Annotated in this window: 16 protein-coding genes; 10 read left to right on the top strand and 6 right to left on the bottom strand. The window is 64.0% G+C overall.

The genetic code is table 11. The annotated features are described in order from the left end of the window. A partial coding sequence (locus HUX88_RS30615; RefSeq protein ID WP_176364210.1) for a pyridoxal-phosphate dependent enzyme occupies positions 1 to 1,197 on the bottom strand: 1,197 nt, incomplete at its 3' end. Between the two features lie 195 nt (positions 1,198 to 1,392). Here HUX88_RS30615 and HUX88_RS30620 point away from each other — a divergent pair. The 3 genes from HUX88_RS30620 (at position 1,393) to HUX88_RS33420 (ending at position 2,821) form a co-directional block, all read left to right on the top strand. Then, the gene (locus HUX88_RS30620; RefSeq protein ID WP_117010199.1) at positions 1,393 to 1,953 is read left to right on the top strand and encodes a thymidine kinase; all 561 of its coding nucleotides are present in this window, start codon (positions 1,393 to 1,395) and stop codon (positions 1,951 to 1,953) included. Positions 1,954 to 2,084: 131 nt separating this feature from the next. Then, a complete protein-coding gene (locus tag HUX88_RS30625; RefSeq protein WP_176364211.1) occupies positions 2,085 to 2,357 on the top strand; it encodes a DUF1778 domain-containing protein in 273 nt (90 codons plus the stop codon). A gap of 239 nt (positions 2,358 to 2,596) precedes the next feature. Continuing rightward, positions 2,597 to 2,821, top strand: coding sequence for a GNAT family N-acetyltransferase (locus HUX88_RS33420; RefSeq protein ID WP_373886605.1), 225 nt, complete (start codon positions 2,597 to 2,599; stop codon positions 2,819 to 2,821). Positions 2,822 to 2,866: 45 nt separating this feature from the next. Here the strand turns inward: HUX88_RS33420 and HUX88_RS30635 are convergent, their stop codons facing one another. Further along, positions 2,867 to 4,258: an MFS transporter gene (locus HUX88_RS30635; RefSeq protein ID WP_176364212.1), complete on the bottom strand. Its 1,392-nt coding sequence runs from the start codon at positions 4,256 to 4,258 to the stop codon at positions 2,867 to 2,869. Between the two features lie 131 nt (positions 4,259 to 4,389). Here HUX88_RS30635 and HUX88_RS30640 point away from each other — a divergent pair, with 131 nt between their 5' ends. The 7 genes from HUX88_RS30640 to HUX88_RS30670 all read left to right on the top strand — a co-directional run bounded on the left by HUX88_RS30640 (position 4,390) and on the right by HUX88_RS30670 (position 10,805). Further along, positions 4,390 to 4,920, top strand: a complete 531-nt coding sequence (locus HUX88_RS30640; RefSeq protein ID WP_176364213.1) for a hypothetical protein — start codon at positions 4,390 to 4,392, stop codon at positions 4,918 to 4,920. Between the two features lie 137 nt (positions 4,921 to 5,057). Then, a complete protein-coding gene (locus tag HUX88_RS30645; protein ID WP_176364214.1) occupies positions 5,058 to 6,392 on the top strand; it encodes a sensor histidine kinase in 1,335 nt (444 codons plus the stop codon). Beyond that, positions 6,392 to 7,132, top strand: a complete 741-nt coding sequence (locus HUX88_RS30650) for a LytTR family DNA-binding domain-containing protein (protein WP_176364215.1) — start codon at positions 6,392 to 6,394, stop codon at positions 7,130 to 7,132. The genes HUX88_RS30645 and HUX88_RS30650 overlap by 1 nt, the downstream gene beginning before the upstream one ends. A 50-nt stretch (positions 7,133 to 7,182) precedes the next feature. Continuing rightward, on the top strand, positions 7,183 to 8,229 hold the full coding sequence (locus HUX88_RS30655; RefSeq protein ID WP_176364216.1) for a S41 family peptidase: 1,047 nt from the start codon (positions 7,183 to 7,185) through the stop codon (positions 8,227 to 8,229). Positions 8,230 to 8,231: 2 nt separating this feature from the next. Continuing rightward, entirely contained in the window at positions 8,232 to 8,957 is a 726-nt protein-coding gene (locus HUX88_RS30660) for a MotA/TolQ/ExbB proton channel family protein (protein ID WP_176364217.1), read from the top strand. Beyond that, the gene (locus tag HUX88_RS30665; protein ID WP_176364218.1) at positions 8,947 to 9,375 is read left to right on the top strand and encodes a biopolymer transporter ExbD; all 429 of its coding nucleotides are present in this window, start codon (positions 8,947 to 8,949) and stop codon (positions 9,373 to 9,375) included. The genes HUX88_RS30660 and HUX88_RS30665 overlap by 11 nt, the downstream gene beginning before the upstream one ends. After that, complete coding sequence (locus HUX88_RS30670; protein ID WP_176364219.1) at positions 9,372 to 10,805, top strand: hypothetical protein; 1,434 nt, start codon at positions 9,372 to 9,374, stop codon at positions 10,803 to 10,805. The genes HUX88_RS30665 and HUX88_RS30670 overlap by 4 nt, the downstream gene beginning before the upstream one ends. A gap of 50 nt (positions 10,806 to 10,855) precedes the next feature. On the opposite strand, the gene HUX88_RS30675 is transcribed toward HUX88_RS30670, so the two are convergent. The 4 genes from HUX88_RS30675 to HUX88_RS30690 form a co-directional block, all read right to left on the bottom strand. Continuing rightward, on the bottom strand, positions 10,856 to 11,284 hold the full coding sequence (locus tag HUX88_RS30675) for a copper chaperone PCu(A)C (RefSeq protein WP_176364220.1): 429 nt from the start codon (positions 11,282 to 11,284) through the stop codon (positions 10,856 to 10,858). Next, on the bottom strand, positions 11,281 to 11,889 hold the full coding sequence (locus HUX88_RS30680; RefSeq protein ID WP_117010210.1) for an SCO family protein: 609 nt from the start codon (positions 11,887 to 11,889) through the stop codon (positions 11,281 to 11,283). The genes HUX88_RS30675 and HUX88_RS30680 overlap by 4 nt, the downstream gene beginning before the upstream one ends. A gap of 80 nt (positions 11,890 to 11,969) precedes the next feature. Then, entirely contained in the window at positions 11,970 to 12,344 is a 375-nt protein-coding gene (locus tag HUX88_RS30685; RefSeq protein WP_176364221.1) for a DUF2946 domain-containing protein, read from the bottom strand. Between the two features lie 33 nt (positions 12,345 to 12,377). Beyond that, complete coding sequence (locus tag HUX88_RS30690) at positions 12,378 to 14,366, bottom strand: methyl-accepting chemotaxis protein (protein WP_176364237.1); 1,989 nt, start codon at positions 14,364 to 14,366, stop codon at positions 12,378 to 12,380. Between the last annotated feature and the right edge of the window lie 68 nt (positions 14,367 to 14,434).

Here is a 14,434-nt window from a genome sequence, read left to right on the forward strand (position 1 = left end):
GACCAGGCTGGAGAATTGTTCGGCGTGGTTGTCGACCTTGAGCAGCAGGTCCGATTCGTCGATGATGCCGACCAGCCTGCCGTTCTCCAGCACCGGCAGCTGCGCCACGTCGGTGCTGCGCATGCGGTTGAAGGCGGTCAGCAGCGTGTCGCCGGGAGAGACGCTGACGACATCGCCCTCGTCGTGGCGGCGGCCGATCAGGTCGCGCAGGTCGTGCAGCGGTTCGCGCCGCAGCAGGCCCTGGTCGTGCATCCAGCCGTCGTTGTAGACCTTGGACAGGTAGCGCGTGCCGGTGTCGCACACGAAGGTGACCACGCGCTTGGGCGTGGTCTGCTCGCGGCAGTACTTGAGCGCGGCGGCCAGCAAGGTGCCGGTCGACGAGCCGCCCAGGATGCCCTCGGCGCGCAGCAGGCTGCGGGCGCTGTCGAAGCTTTCCTGGTCGGTGATGGTGTAGGCCTTGCGCACGCCGCTCAGGTCGGCGATCGCGGGGATGAAGTCCTCGCCTATGCCTTCCACCGCCCACGAGCCGCTGGTGTCGGACACGCGGCCGGTGTCGACGTATTCGGTGAGGATGGAGCCCTTGGGATCGGCTAGCACGAAGCCGACCTGCGGCGCGGCTTTGCGGAAGTAGCTGGTCAGCCCGGCCAGCGTGCCGCCCGAGCCGACGCCGACCACGATGGCGTCCAGCTCATGGCCCATCTGTTCCCAGATCTCCGGGCCGGTGGTGGTCTCGTGCGCCAGCGGGTTGGCCGGGTTGTTGAACTGGTCGGCGAAGAAGGCGCCGGGCAGTTCGCGCGCCAGGCGGGCGGCGTAGTCCTGGTAGTAGTCGGGATGGCCCTTGCCGACGTCGGAGCGGGTGGTGCGTACCTCGGCGCCGAGCGCCTTCAGGTGCAGCACTTTTTCGGTGGACATCTTGTCCGGCACCACCAGCAGCACGCGGTAGCCCTTGAGGCGGCCCACCAGCGCCAGGCCCAGGCCGGTGTTGCCGGCGGTGGCCTCGACGATGGTGCCGCCCGGCTTGAGTCGGCCGTCGGCCTCGGCCGCTTCGATGATGGACAGGCCGATGCGGTCCTTGATCGAGCCGCCGGGGTTCTGCGATTCGAGCTTGAGGAACAGCTGGCAGGGGCCGGTGTCGAGGCGGGTGACCTGGACCAGCGGGGTGTTGCCGATGAGTTTGAATAATGCGGGGGTGGGCATACGATTCTCCTTGCGAACTGTCGGCACGGGAGGATTGTGTCCGTCCGTGCTTTTTTGTAAAGAGCGGATGGTAGGCCGCTCGATAAGCGCTGGAAAGGAATGTTTTCGAGTTTCTATATGCGAAAAGCACAACGGCCAGTATGCGCCTTTTTCAAAGACGACGGTTTATAATCGCGCTCTTCAAAAGGGACAGTAGTGGCTAAACTTTATTTCCGATATTCTGCGATGAACGCAGGCAAATCCACCGCGATGCTGCAGGTGGCGCACAACTATGAAGAGCAGGGCCAGCAGGTGCGCCTGTTCACCGCCGCCATCGACAACCGCTACGGCGTGGGGCAGGTGACGTCGCGGCTGGGGCCGCAGCGTCAGACCGAGGTGTTCGACGCCGACACCAATTTCCTTGACGCGATCGACCGCAAGATCGCCTGCCTGCTGATCGACGAGGCGCAGTTCCTCAGCACGCGGCAGGTGCAGCAGCTGCACCAGCTGGCGCAGGTGCGCGGCATCCCCGTGATCACCTACGGCCTGCGCACGGACTTCCGCGGCGAGCCGTTCCCCGGCTCGGCCTACCTGCTGGCGCTGGCCGACGATATCGAAGAGCTCAAGAACATCTGCACCTGCGGCAAGAAGGCCACCATGAACATCCGCGTCGACGAGAACGGCAAGCGCCTGAAGGAAGGCGAGCAGATCAGCATCGGCGGCAATGAAAGCTACCGCCAGGCTTGCGGGCGGTGCTTCTACACGGACAGCTACTAGCCCAACAGCACTTTCACCACTCGCTGCCTTCCGGCGTGGCCGATCCCCGTCTACGCCCGACAGTCACTAAATCTTCATGTCTTGCCGATGCGTGGGGTGTGCAGTAAGATCCCATACAAAAGGAGTCTGCCATGACGTCTGCTACCGTTCGTCTTGATCTTCGCCTTGAGTCCCGCGAGAAGGATAGGATCGCCAAAGCCGCCGCGTTGCAAGGAATGGCCGTGTCGGCCTTCGCACGCGATGCCGTACTGCGCGAAGCGGATGCCACCATCGCGGCCGATGGCGTTGTCGTGCTGTCTGAGCAGGAGTCGCGCCGTTTCCTCGCCGCGTTGGATGAACCATTCCGCCCGAATGATCGTCTGAAAAAGGCAATGGATGGGGCGTCTGGTCTAAAGCGGCGCTGAACTATGGCGCTCGCCATCGCTGTCCTGGATACTTCCCACCATGACCGCGACGCTTTCACCTGTGGAGTCGCCGCGTTGGACGATTATTTGCGTCAACGCGCCGGGCAGCATCAGCGGGACGGTATCGCCACCACACATGTCCTGATCGACGATGCGCAACCAACTTGCATCCTGGCTTACTGCGCTTTGTCCGCCGAGATCGCAAGCGATTGCCCACCTACCCAATACCCGCCGTACGTGTGGGGCGCCTGGCTGTGTCTCAGTCCGAGCAAGGCAAAGGCTATGGGCAACTATTGTTGGGCCACGCAGTCAATCTGGCGCTGTCCGTACGGCGGACAATGGGCGTACGCGTATTGGTCGTGGATGCGAAGGACGCTCAGATAGCGGCATTTTACGAAGGATTTGGATTCCGTCCTACAGTAGATACCGCGTTGACTTTGTATTTGCCTCTTGGTCGTGCCTGATAACTGCGCGGCGGCGGACAAGTCCGCCGCCAAGCCAGTGCTGCATCAGTTGATGTTCGTCGAGGGAAGTGGAGCGCCTGCATCCGGCGCCGCGCCGCCGATGTGCTTCAGCACCGGCGTCTTGAACTCGAAGCGCTTGATCTCGCCGACCATCAGCACGTAGCACAGCACGGTGACGGCGGCGTTGGCGCCGACGAATACCAGCGCGCCGGCGAACGAGCCGGTCTCCTGCAGGATGTAGCCGATCACGATCGGCGTGGTGATGCCGGCCGTGTTGCCGAAGGTGTTGAACAGCGCGCCGCTCATGCCGCCGGCTTCCTTGGGCGAGGTGTCGGCCACCACCGCCCAGCCCAGCGCGCCGATGCCCTTGCCGAAGAAGGCCAGCGACATCACCAGCACCACCAGCCAGTCGGCGTCGACGTAGTTACAGACGATCATCGACATCGCCAGCAGCATGCCGCCGACGATGGGGGTCTTGCGCGCTATCGACAGCGACTTGCCGGACTTGATCAGGCGGTCCGAGATCAAGCCGCCCAGCACGCCGCCGAGGAAGCCCGCCACCGCCGGCAGCGCGGCCACGAAGCCGGCCTTCAGGATCGTCATGTGGCGCTCGCTCACCAGGTAGACCGGGAACCAGGTCAGGAAGAAGTAGGTCAGCGTGTTGATGCAGTACTGGCCGATGTACACGCCCAGCAGCATGCGGTTGCCCAGCAGCTGGCGGATGCAGGACCAGGTGTCGAGCCTGGTGGTGGCGACGGCCTTGTCCTTGCTCTCCAGGTCCACCAGCGCACCGCCCGCTTCGATGTAGGCCAGCTCGGCCGCGTTGATGGCCGGATGATCCTTGGGCCCGTAGACCGTCTTGCGCCAGATGAAGGACATGACGATGCCCAGCCCGCCCATCACGTAGAACACGCTTTCCCAGCCGAAGCTGTGGACCAGCCAGCCCATCAGCGGCGCGAACAGCACCGTGGCGAAATACTGGGCCGAGTTGAAGATGGCCGCCGCCGTGCCGCGTTCGGCCGTCGGGAACCAGGCCGAGGACAGCCGGCTGTTGCCGGGGAAGGAGGGGGCCTCGGCCGCGCCGATCAGCAGCCGCAGGCAGAACAGGGTCGAGACGGCGGCGGCGCCGGTCAGGAAGCCCACGGTGCCCATCAACATGGTGAAGCTGGACCACAGGAAGATGCTGAAGAAATACGTGCGCTTGGAACCGAAGCGGTCCAGCAGCCAGCCGCCCGGCAGCTGCGCCAGCACGTAGGACCAGGCGAAGGCCGAGAACACAAAGCCCATCTGCACCGGCGACAGGCCCAGCAGTTTCTTGAGCTCCGGCCCGGCGATGGCGATGGTGGCGCGGTCGGCGTAGTTGATGGTGGTGACGGCGAACAGGATGGCGAGTATCAGCCAGCGTACCCGGCTGGCCTTGGTCGGAAGAGGGGTCATGCGGTCTCCTTGCTATGGTGGTTTTGCAGCGATCATAACGCAGATGTCAGACATCGTACAACTTTAATCGGGACAATTGACGCGCTTTCGCCTCCGTGCGACGATGCGGCCATACCCGACAAGAGGCCAGAATGTTCTCGCTAAATCACCTGGGCCTGACGGTTGGCTCCATCCCATCCCTCGTTTTGATATTTGTGTGGTTCTGCTTGCTGCGCTGGGTGAGGTATTCGGGTTGGGGAATCGCGATCCTGACGTTGATAGGGACGATCAGTCACGAGGTCTTGCACGCGGCGGTGGGCTGGGTGGTGTATGCGAAGCCCACGTCGTTTTCCATCATTCCGAGACGGGGGAAAAACTATTGGATGCTGGGTTCCGTGGGCTTTAGAAACCTGAATATCTGGAACTCCGCGCCGGTGGCCTTTGCCCCGCTTCTGTTGGCTTGGGTGAGCTGGTTGATCTTTAACTATTGGACGCAGTCGGCTTTCCAGAACGGCGACTACATGAGCTGGATAGTGTCCGGCTATGTCGCGGCGGTCGCCTTGTTCTCCTGCCTTCCCTCCCATATCGACATCAAAATGGGGGCGCTGTCCGCCCTGATGTATGGCTGTATCGCTGGTTTGATTTGGCTGGGCGTTTTCCAGTTCAATCGATTGCTTGCGTAGCCGGTACGCATCTTCCCGCCGGCATTCATCCCGCCAGCACCGGTTTCCTCCCCGATTTGCGGGCATTCGTCGCATAGGCGAAAACACGCGCGCCCCTGCCGCTAGAATGGCGGTGCCAGTTCAACACGAGGAATGTAATGCGTTCTCCCCCATTTCTGCCATTTAACGCGCCTGCCGTACCGGAAGTCGGGCACGACCGCCGCCTGGTGCGCCGCTACCTGCTGCAGTCGGCGCTGCGCTTCAACGCCGGCTCACTGTTGTTCCTGTCGCTGGCGATCGCGCTGCTGCCGCTCTGGCTGAAACTCGGCCCGGCCGCGCCGGGAGACGTGGAGGCCCGCAAGCTGACGCCGTACATTATTGCCGGCGCGGTTGTGCTGGCGGTGATGATCTGGCTCGCGCTGATGTCCAGCGGGATCGCCCGCGGCTTTCTTGCGCGGCTGGTCGAGGAGGGCAAGGCACTGAGTGCGGAGGCCATGGCTTCCTCGGTGACGCGTCGCATCGATGCGCCGTTCAATCCCTTGACCACCTTTGACCTGTGCACCGAGTCCTTGTCGGGGCTGGCGCTCGGCACCGCGCTCGGCTATTCAGGCCCGCCGGCGTTCTTCCACGACCCTTTCAAGGGCCGGATCGTGCTGGGCCGCTGGCGTCCGTTGACGCTGGGGCGCCATGTCGAGGTGAGGGTATCGTCCGATCTGGGCCCCAGTTGCCACATCGATGTCCGCTGCCGCCCGGGCCTGGCCTGGTTCACGATCCAGCAGGGCGAGTCGCTCAAGACCGCCGAGCTGGTGTCTGCCCAACTGCGCCAGCACCTCGCGCGCCATGCAAGCGCACTGGACGCGGCCCGGCGCGAGCGCGAGCTGGAGCGCACCTCGCTGCAGGCGCGCCTCTCGGCCCTGCAGGCCCAGGTCGAGCCGCACTTCCTGTTCAACACCCTGGCCAATCTGAAGTACCTGATCCGCACCGACCAGCACGCCGCGCAGGACATGCTCGACCACCTGGTCGGCTACCTGCAGAACGCGATGCCGGATATGCGCTCGGTGTCCTCGACCCTGGGGCGCGAAATGGATCTGGTGAGCGACTACCTGGCGGTGATGCGCATCCGCATGGGCGCGCGCCTGCGCTTCGCGGTCGAAGTGGCCGAAGAATTGCGCGGCCTGCCGTTCCCGCCGGCGATGCTGATCTCGCTGGTGGAAAACGCCGTCAAGCACGGTTTGGAGCGGGCCAGCCGGCCGGGCCTGATCACCATCGGCGCAAGGCACGAGAGCGACGGGAAGGACGGGCTGCTGATCGTGTCCGTGGTCGACGACGGCGTCGGCTTGACCGAACAAGCCGGGCAAGGCACGGGGCTGGCGAATATCACGGAGCGCCTGCTGCTGCTCTACGGGCGGAAGGCCAGCCTCTTCGTGGAGCCGGGCGACGCACACGGAGTACGCGCCTTGTTGACCGTGCCTATTGTTGGGAGCCCCGCCTGATGCCGCGCGCCCTGATTGTCGAAGACGAACCCCTGCTGCGGGCGGAGCTGGCGGACCAGCTGCATGCCTTGTGGCCCGAACTGCACATCGCCGGCCAAGTCGAAAACGGCATCGAAGCGGTGGCGGCCATCGATGCACTGAAACCGGACATCGTATTCCTGGACATACAGATGCCCGGCCTCAACGGCATGGAGGTGGCGCGTCATATTCCCGAGTCGTGCCAGGTCGTGTTCGTGACGGCGCATGCGGAGTATGCCTTGGCCGCTTTCGACGCCGGCGCGTCCGACTATCTGGTCAAGCCGTTGACGACCGCTCGCCTGCTGCAGACGATCCGCCGCCTGAAGTCGCGCACCGCCGCCAGCCCGCCGCCGGCGGTGTGGGAACAGCTGTTCGAGCAGGAGAGCGCGCCGGTGTACCTCAAGTGGATCAAGGCTTCGAGCGGCAATTCGGTGCGGCTGGTGATGGTGAGCGAAGTGCTGTACTTCCAGTCGGACGAAAAGTATACGCGGGTGGTGACGGAGAACGGCGATTCGCTGATCCGGCTGCCTCTCAAGTCCCTGCTCGAGCAACTCGACCCGCAGCTGTTCGCGCAAATCCACCGCAGCACCATCGTCAATCTGCAGGCCATCGACCGGATCGAACGGAGCGAATACGGCGCCGGGCTGGAGGTCGTCCTGAAAGGGCGGACCGAGCGCCTGAGCGTTAGCGAAGGATTTACCAGGCAGTTCCGCCAGATGTAGCAGGGCTGTTAATCGTTTCCACAAATCGATGTGAGAGGAAAATAATGAACATGAAATGGATGATCGCACTGTCTTTGTTCTCGCTGACCGTGACGGCGGCAATCGCCGGCACGCCCCCGTCGCCGCCGACGGTGGAGGTCGATCGGGCGACCCGGCTGGAGGTCATCGATACGCTGATCGCCAAGCTGAATGCCAACTACGTTTTTCCAGACAAAGCCAAACAAGCCGAGGTCGTCTTGCGCCAGCACCAGCGCGAGGGCAAGTACGATGGGATCACGGACGGCAAACAGTTGGCCAGACAGCTGTCGGATGACATCGATGGCGTTGTGCACGACAAGCACATGCTAGTGGATGCCAGCGCCCGCCCGGTGCCGCCCGATGATGCCATGCCGCCGCCACCCCAGACGCGGGCGGAATGGGAAAAACAGGTGCCGCCCGCGGTGCTTGAAAGGGTCCTCGCATCCAACCTTGGCGTGGAAAAGGTCGATCACCTCAGCCCCAACATTGGCTATCTGCAGCTATCCTCCTTCGCGCCGGCTTTCCTCGTATCCGACAAGTTCGCCGCATCGATGAATGCGCTCGCCGACACCGATGGCCTCATCATCGATCTGCGCAACAACGGTGGCGGCGGGGGAGAATCGGTGGCGCTATTGATCAGCTATTTTTTTGACGAGCGCACCCGCCTCAACGACAGCTGGGAACGTGCTACCGGCATCGCCACGCAGTATTGGACGCAGGATAAGCTTGACGGCAAACGCTACGGTGGCAAGAAGCCGCTCCTGATCCTGGCAGGCCCCGATACGAAGTCCGCCGCCGAATCGTTCGCGTACCAACTGCAGGCGCTGAAACGCGCCACGGTGATCGGCGAACGCACCTGGGGCGGCGCCAACGCCTCGCGCCCCTATCGTCTCAGCGAGCACTTTGCCGCGTTTATACCAAGCAGGCGCTCGATCAGCCCGATCACCCATACCAACTGGGAGGGCGTGGGTGTCATCCCGGATGTTGCGGCGAAGGTGGATGATGCGCTTGTGGCGGCCAAGGACCTGATGCAGCGACAACTTGGTGGCGGCGCACCACCTGTCGCCACGGGGCGCTAAGTATGCGAAAACTCTACCGCACCGCGCCGTTGGTCGCCCTCGCGGCACATAACATCGCGCTCGGCGCCGACTTCAATATCATTGCGCAGGTCGCTGACGGCGGTGGAGCCATCGTGTTCACGCTTGGATTGTCGATTCTGTTCCTGGCGGTCACGATCGAGCGCCTGGTCAATTTCCGCGCGCGAAACATCGTGCCCGACGGGCTGATCGAGCGCGTCAAACCGCTGTGGGCGGCGCAGGAATTCGGCAAGCTGCAACAACTGTTGGCCGAGCAGGACAGCACGCTGGCCCGCGTGATCGCCTACATCGTCGCGCATCGGCACCACGGATACGCCGTCGTCAGCAGCGGCGCCGGCGACCTCGCCTCGATCGAATTGCGCCACCAGCAGCAAAAGGCCTATGCGTTGGCGATCGTGGCGACGGTTGCTCCCATTGTCGGCCTGCTTGGCACCGTGGTCGGCATGATTGAAGCATTCCATGTCATCGCCTTCTCCGAAGGCATGGGCAATCCGGCTTTGCTGGCCGGTGGCATATCGAAGGCCTTGATCAACACTGCCTGCGGCCTCGTCGTTGCGCTGCCGTCCCTGGCCATGCACCATTTCTTTAAGAATCGCCAGGCGTTCTTCGGGTTGGCGCTGGAAAAAAACGTCGGCGGACTGATCAACGAGTGGTTCCTTGGAAGCGAAGCGCCACCGCAGTCTTTGCATGTGGTGGCCCATGCGAATTAAGCTGGGCGAAGAGGAGCAGCCGGAAATCGGCCTGATCGCGCTGATCGACTGCATTTTCTTCCTGCTGATGTTCTTCATGGTGGCGACTTCGTTCAGGCAGCCAAGCAATCCGAAAAAGCAGGCCGAGCTGCCGATTTCCCTGCCCGCCGCCCAGGCCAGTCTTCAGGCCGATGAAGCGGGGGAGGCGTCGCTCGTCATCGGCGTGGACAAGAGCGGCCAGCTGTTTCTCGACGGCGCGCCTGTGTCCACCCAGGTTCTGCATGGCCGTCTCAAGATCGAGGCGGCGGCCAATCCCGGGCGCCGGGTCCGCATTGATGGCGACCAGCTGGCCAGGTATCAGGACATCGTGCATGTGCTCGACTTGTGCCAGTTCGAGCGGCTGACCAATATTTCCATGCACACGCGTGGCGCGCAATGAGGTTCGGCTCCGTTGATGTTTCGCGGCCGCTGCGCCGCCACATGGCAGCGCTGGGCAAACGGCACAGATTCATGCTGGTGTCGCTGTCCGTGCATGCCGCGTTGATTTCACTGTGCTACTACTTCGGCTCCTACCGTATCGAGCTGGTGCGGCAACAGGACCTTGTGCGCGCCGGCGCTGAATTGTCGAAGCAGTCGAGCACGGAGAAGCGCGTGCTGGACATGAAACAGATCCGCGACTTGCTGGAACAGAGCGGTCGCGCCACTGTCCCGGCCGATACAGCCGGGGACCAGCCGAGTTTCAGCGCCACGTCGCTCCCGAAGACACCGACCGAGTTGCTTGAGCAAGCCAGGCAGTTATCAAAATCCATCGCCGAGGTGGAACAGCGTCTCAAGGCCGGCGAACTGGCACGCATCGAAGGGATCTCGAAGGACCAGGCGCGTAAGCAACTTGACGCAACGGCACCCAAGCCGGCGCCGGCTTCAGCGCCGGCGGCGGACGCCAAGCCGGAACAGTTGGCGAAGGAGATCGAGCAGCTTGCGGCGCGCGCACGCGCCGCGCTCGTGCAACGGCAACAGGATCTGCGGCGCCGTGTCGATGGGGTTGCCGTGCAAAGCCCGGAGAGCACATCCGGCGACGCATACGGCGGCGGCCGGCATCCCGACGCGGTCCGAAAGGGCGCCGGCGGAGAACTGCCCAGCGATGGCCCGCTTAGCACCACCCCCGGCGGCAACGATAGCCTGGCCGTCGAACGGATCGGCAAGTTTATCAATCGCGATCTTGCGCTCCCCCGGCATGTCTCCGGATGGTATCGGCGTAGCGGAGAAAGCATCTTCAACCCTGGGACCGGCCAAATCCCGTCGGTCGATGCCGGCGCCATGCACAAAGGTGTCGGCCGCATGCTGGGGCGCGGCGGTGAATTCGCCGATCGCGTGTACATCAACAGTTGGTATCTGATCGGGCCGTTTGAAGGCAAACACGGCCGCGGACTATTTTCCAACTACCGCTATCCGCCGGAAGAGGGTGTCGTGTTGGACGCCGCCTATGCCGGCAAGGACAGTCGTGTGGTGAAGTGGCGCTACTTCAACGCCGACAGCTATCCGTTGGTGCCGCCCGATTTCGCCGAGGACGCCGTGTACTACGGCTATACCGAACTCATGCTCGACCGGGAGCAGGATCTGACGATGTGGATAGGGGCCGACGACGATGCCCAGGTATGGCTCAACGACGAGCAGGTTTGGGTCGGCGGCAACATCAACAAAATGTCGCTTTGGCGTGCCCTCTACGACACCCAGAATACCTATGCGCAGGACTTCAATATGACCGAGGGAAAACGCAGGGTGCGCTTCAAGAAAGGCCGCAACAAGGTGTTTTTCAAATTGGCGAACGGGCCCTTGCGCATGTATTTCTCATTGGTGTTGACGAAATAGAAGGGGCTGGTGGCCGCCACGGCAAGCGCTGTGACGGCCACCGTGCGCGCCTAGTGCGCGGCGTTCAGCGGCTTGACCACGGCATCCACCACGACCTTGCTGCGGACCTTGTGCGCGTCTTCAAACTCCAGCGTCAGCGGGATCTTCTCGCCGTTGGCCAGCGGCTGCTTCAGCTGCATCATCATCAAATGGTAGCCGCCCGGCGACAGCTGGACCGGCTGGCCGGCGGGCAGCGCCAGGCCGTCGATCTGGCGCATGCGCATGACGTCGTCGACCATCTTCATTTCGTGCACCTCGACCACGCCGGCCGCCGGCGAGCTGGCGCCGACCAGGCGGCTGTCCTGCGCCGAGGTCAGCGTCATGAAGGCGCCGGTGGCTTTTTGCGCGGCCACGGTGCCGCGCACCCAGGCCTCGCTGACGGTGACTTGCGCGAACGCGGGCAGGGCGGCGAGGAGCATCAGGTAGAGTATGCGTTTCATGAGAAGAGTCCTTTCAGGAAGCTGGTTTCTTTTTTAGGTTGCATCAGTTGGCGCAGATCGGCTGCGCATTGCTGGGCGGTTTGCTCGTGCTTGAAGGCCAGGCGTATCTTGCCGGTGGCGTCGAACACGTAGGTGATGGCCGTGTGGTCCATCGTGTACGAGCTGCCGCTGGGGACTTTTCGATAGAAGATCTTGAAGTCCTTGGCGGCCTTGGCGGTTTGCGCGGCGTCGCCGCGCAGGCCGATGAAGCCCGGGTCGAAGGCGCGCATGTATTCGGCCAGCAGCGCGGCGGTGTCGCGCTCGGGATCGACGGTGATGAACAGCACTTGCAGCTTGCCGCCATCGGCGCCCAGCAGTTTCTTGATTTCGACTGCGCGCGACAAGGCGGTCGGGCAGACGTCCGGGCATTGCGTGAAGCCGAAGAACAGCAGCACGTATTTGCCTTTGAAGTCCTGCAGCGAGGCGGGCTTGCCGTCGCCGTAGAACAGGCGGAAGTCGGGGCCGATGCTGCTGCCGGTGACGTCGATGCCGGTGTAGGCCGGCGGCGCGGCGTGCGCGGCCAGCGGCAGCGCGGCCAGCGCGGTGAGTAGGGTACGGCGTTGCATGATTGATCCTGTGATTCGTTGAACAGGCGCGGGCCGGCCGTCGCCGGTGCGGCGCGGTGGCTTGCGGACTTAACGGGATGTCAGGACAGGGCGGGCGGTCCGCGCGGCTGCGCGCTGGACCAGTTGAACAGCGGGGTGGGGGATTGGTAGTGCAGCGCAGGATAGGCGTCGTGGCCGCGCAGCACGGTCAGCGCGGACGACGGCGCGGGCGGCGGCGCGTAGGTGTCGGCATGGGTGGCGCACAGCGCGCAATGCTTGATCGCGTGCGTGGCCGGATCGCCCGGCGCCGGCTTGGTTGGCGCGCTGCTGCTACTGCTGCTGCAAATTTCCAGCACCAGCGGGTCGCCCGCCAGCGTGGCCATCGCGTGGCCGATCGCCGGGGCGAACAGGTTCAGCACGATCGCCATGCAGACGATCAGGCTGTAACCGCGCCGGTGCTTCAGAAATTTGCCCATGCCGCGATTATAGGACAAAGCCAGCGCCGCTGCTTACCTCAGCGCGAGGCGGGGCGCGGCCTGGGCATCGCCCAGCTTGAAGATACGCACCACCTGCTCCAGGTCGGACGCCTGGTCCTGCAGCGCGTGCGCCGCCGCAGCCGCTTGCTCGACCAGCGCGGCGTTCTGCTGCGTGACCTGGTCCATCTGCGCGATCGCCTCGTGCACCTGGCCGATGCCGGCGCGCTGCTCTTCGCTGGCGCTGCTGATCTCGGCCATGATGTCGGTCACGCGGCGCACGCTGACCACCACTTCCTGCATCGTCGTACCGGCCTGCGCCACCTGCTGGCTGCCGGTTTCGACCTTGCCGACCGAGTCGTCGATCAGCGCCTTGATTTCCTTGGCCGCCATGGCCGAGCGCTGCGCCAGGTTGCGCACTTCCGACGCCACCACCGCGAAGCCGCGCCCCTGTTCGCCGGCGCGCGCCGCTTCCACGGCCGCGTTCAGCGCCAGGATGTTGGTCTGGAAGGCGATGCCGTCGATGACCGAAATGATGTCGACGATCTTGCGCGACGACTGGTTGATCGAGCCCATGGTGTCGACCACCTGCGCCACCACATCGCCACCCCTGGCGGCGATGCTGGAGGCGGCCAGCGCCATCTGGTTGGCCTGGGCGGCGTTGTCGGCGTTCTGCTTGACGGCGCTGCTGAGCTGTTCCATCGAGGCGGCGGTTTCCTCCAGGCTGGAGGCCTGTTCCTCGGTGCGCGACGACAGGTCGAGGTTGCCGGCGGCGATCTCGTTGGAGGCGGTGGCGATCTGCTCGGCGCCCAGGCGCACCTGGCCGACCACGCCCGACAGGTTCTTGCTGATGCCGTTCAGGGCGCGCAGCACCAGGCCGATCTCGTCCTTGTTGTCGATGGCCAGTTGCACGTCCAGGTCGCCCTGGGCGATGCGGGTGGCGGCCGCTTCGGCGCGGGCCAGCGGGCGGGTGACGTTGGCGCGCACCAGCAGGAACAGCACCACGGCGAACAGCGCCAGCGACACCAGCCCCAGCAGGGCGTAGCGGTTGCGCAGCTGGCCCGCCTCGTGGGTGATCTCCTCGGTGTAGGTGCCGCCGACGATCAGCCAGTTCCACGGCTTGAAGGTGTGGAACTCGACCATCTTGTCGCGCGGCGCGGCGCCGGCGCTGTCGGACCAGGCGTAGGTCATCGCGCCTTTCTGCTGCGTCAGCATGTCCTTGATGAAGGCGCGGCCGTCGCTGCTCTGGCTGTCGATCAGGTTCTCGCCTTCCTTGGCCGGATGCACCAGCACCGTGCCCTGCGCCTTGCCGGGCGCAGCGTTGAGCACGTAGATGTAGCCGGTGTCGCCGATCTTGATGGCCTTGATCTTTTCCTTCAGCATGGCCATGTTCTTCGAGATGTCCAGGCCGATGAACAGCACGCCGATGACCTGGCCGCGCTCGTCCTTGATGGGATCGTACTGCGTGATGTACTGCTTGCCGAACAAGGTGGCCAGGCCGATGTAGCTGCCGCCGGCGCGCAGCGGCGCGTAGCTGGCGTGGGCGTGGTCGAGCTGGGTGCCGACCGCGCGCTCGCCGTTCTCCTTCTTCAGCGAGGTGCTCACGCGCACGAACTCGTCGCCGTTGGCGGCGAAGATGGTGGCGACCACGCCGGTGTCGGCGGTGAACTTGTCGGGGATGGAGAAGTCCAGGTTCAGCGGGCGGCCGTTGTGCTTGAGCGTGGGCGTGGGCTTGCCGCCGATGTCGACCGTGGCGGCGGTGTCCAGCGTGAACGTGCCTTCGCCGAAGCCGGACGCGAACAGGCGGGCAAAGCTCGACGCCTCGTTGGTCATGGCGGTGTTGAACACTTCGACCGTGTTGGCGATGCCGCCCAGCGTATTGGCGACGTTGGCCTTGGCGCGCTCGGTCAGCATGGCCGAAGTGCTCATGTTGATCAGGCTGAGCAGCATGGCCAGGATGACGGCGATCAGGCCGAAAGTGAAAACGGAAATCTTGGTGCCAACGCCCCAGTCACGGGGGGGCATCGTAAAGGTTTGCATGTATTTATCAGTTCAGGGTACTGCGGATTGAGGGCTCGAAGGCGAGCATGCTC

This window comes from Duganella sp. BJB1802 (assembly GCF_013369445.1).
GTDB lineage: Bacteria > Pseudomonadota > Gammaproteobacteria > Burkholderiales > Burkholderiaceae_D > Rugamonas > Rugamonas vulcania_A.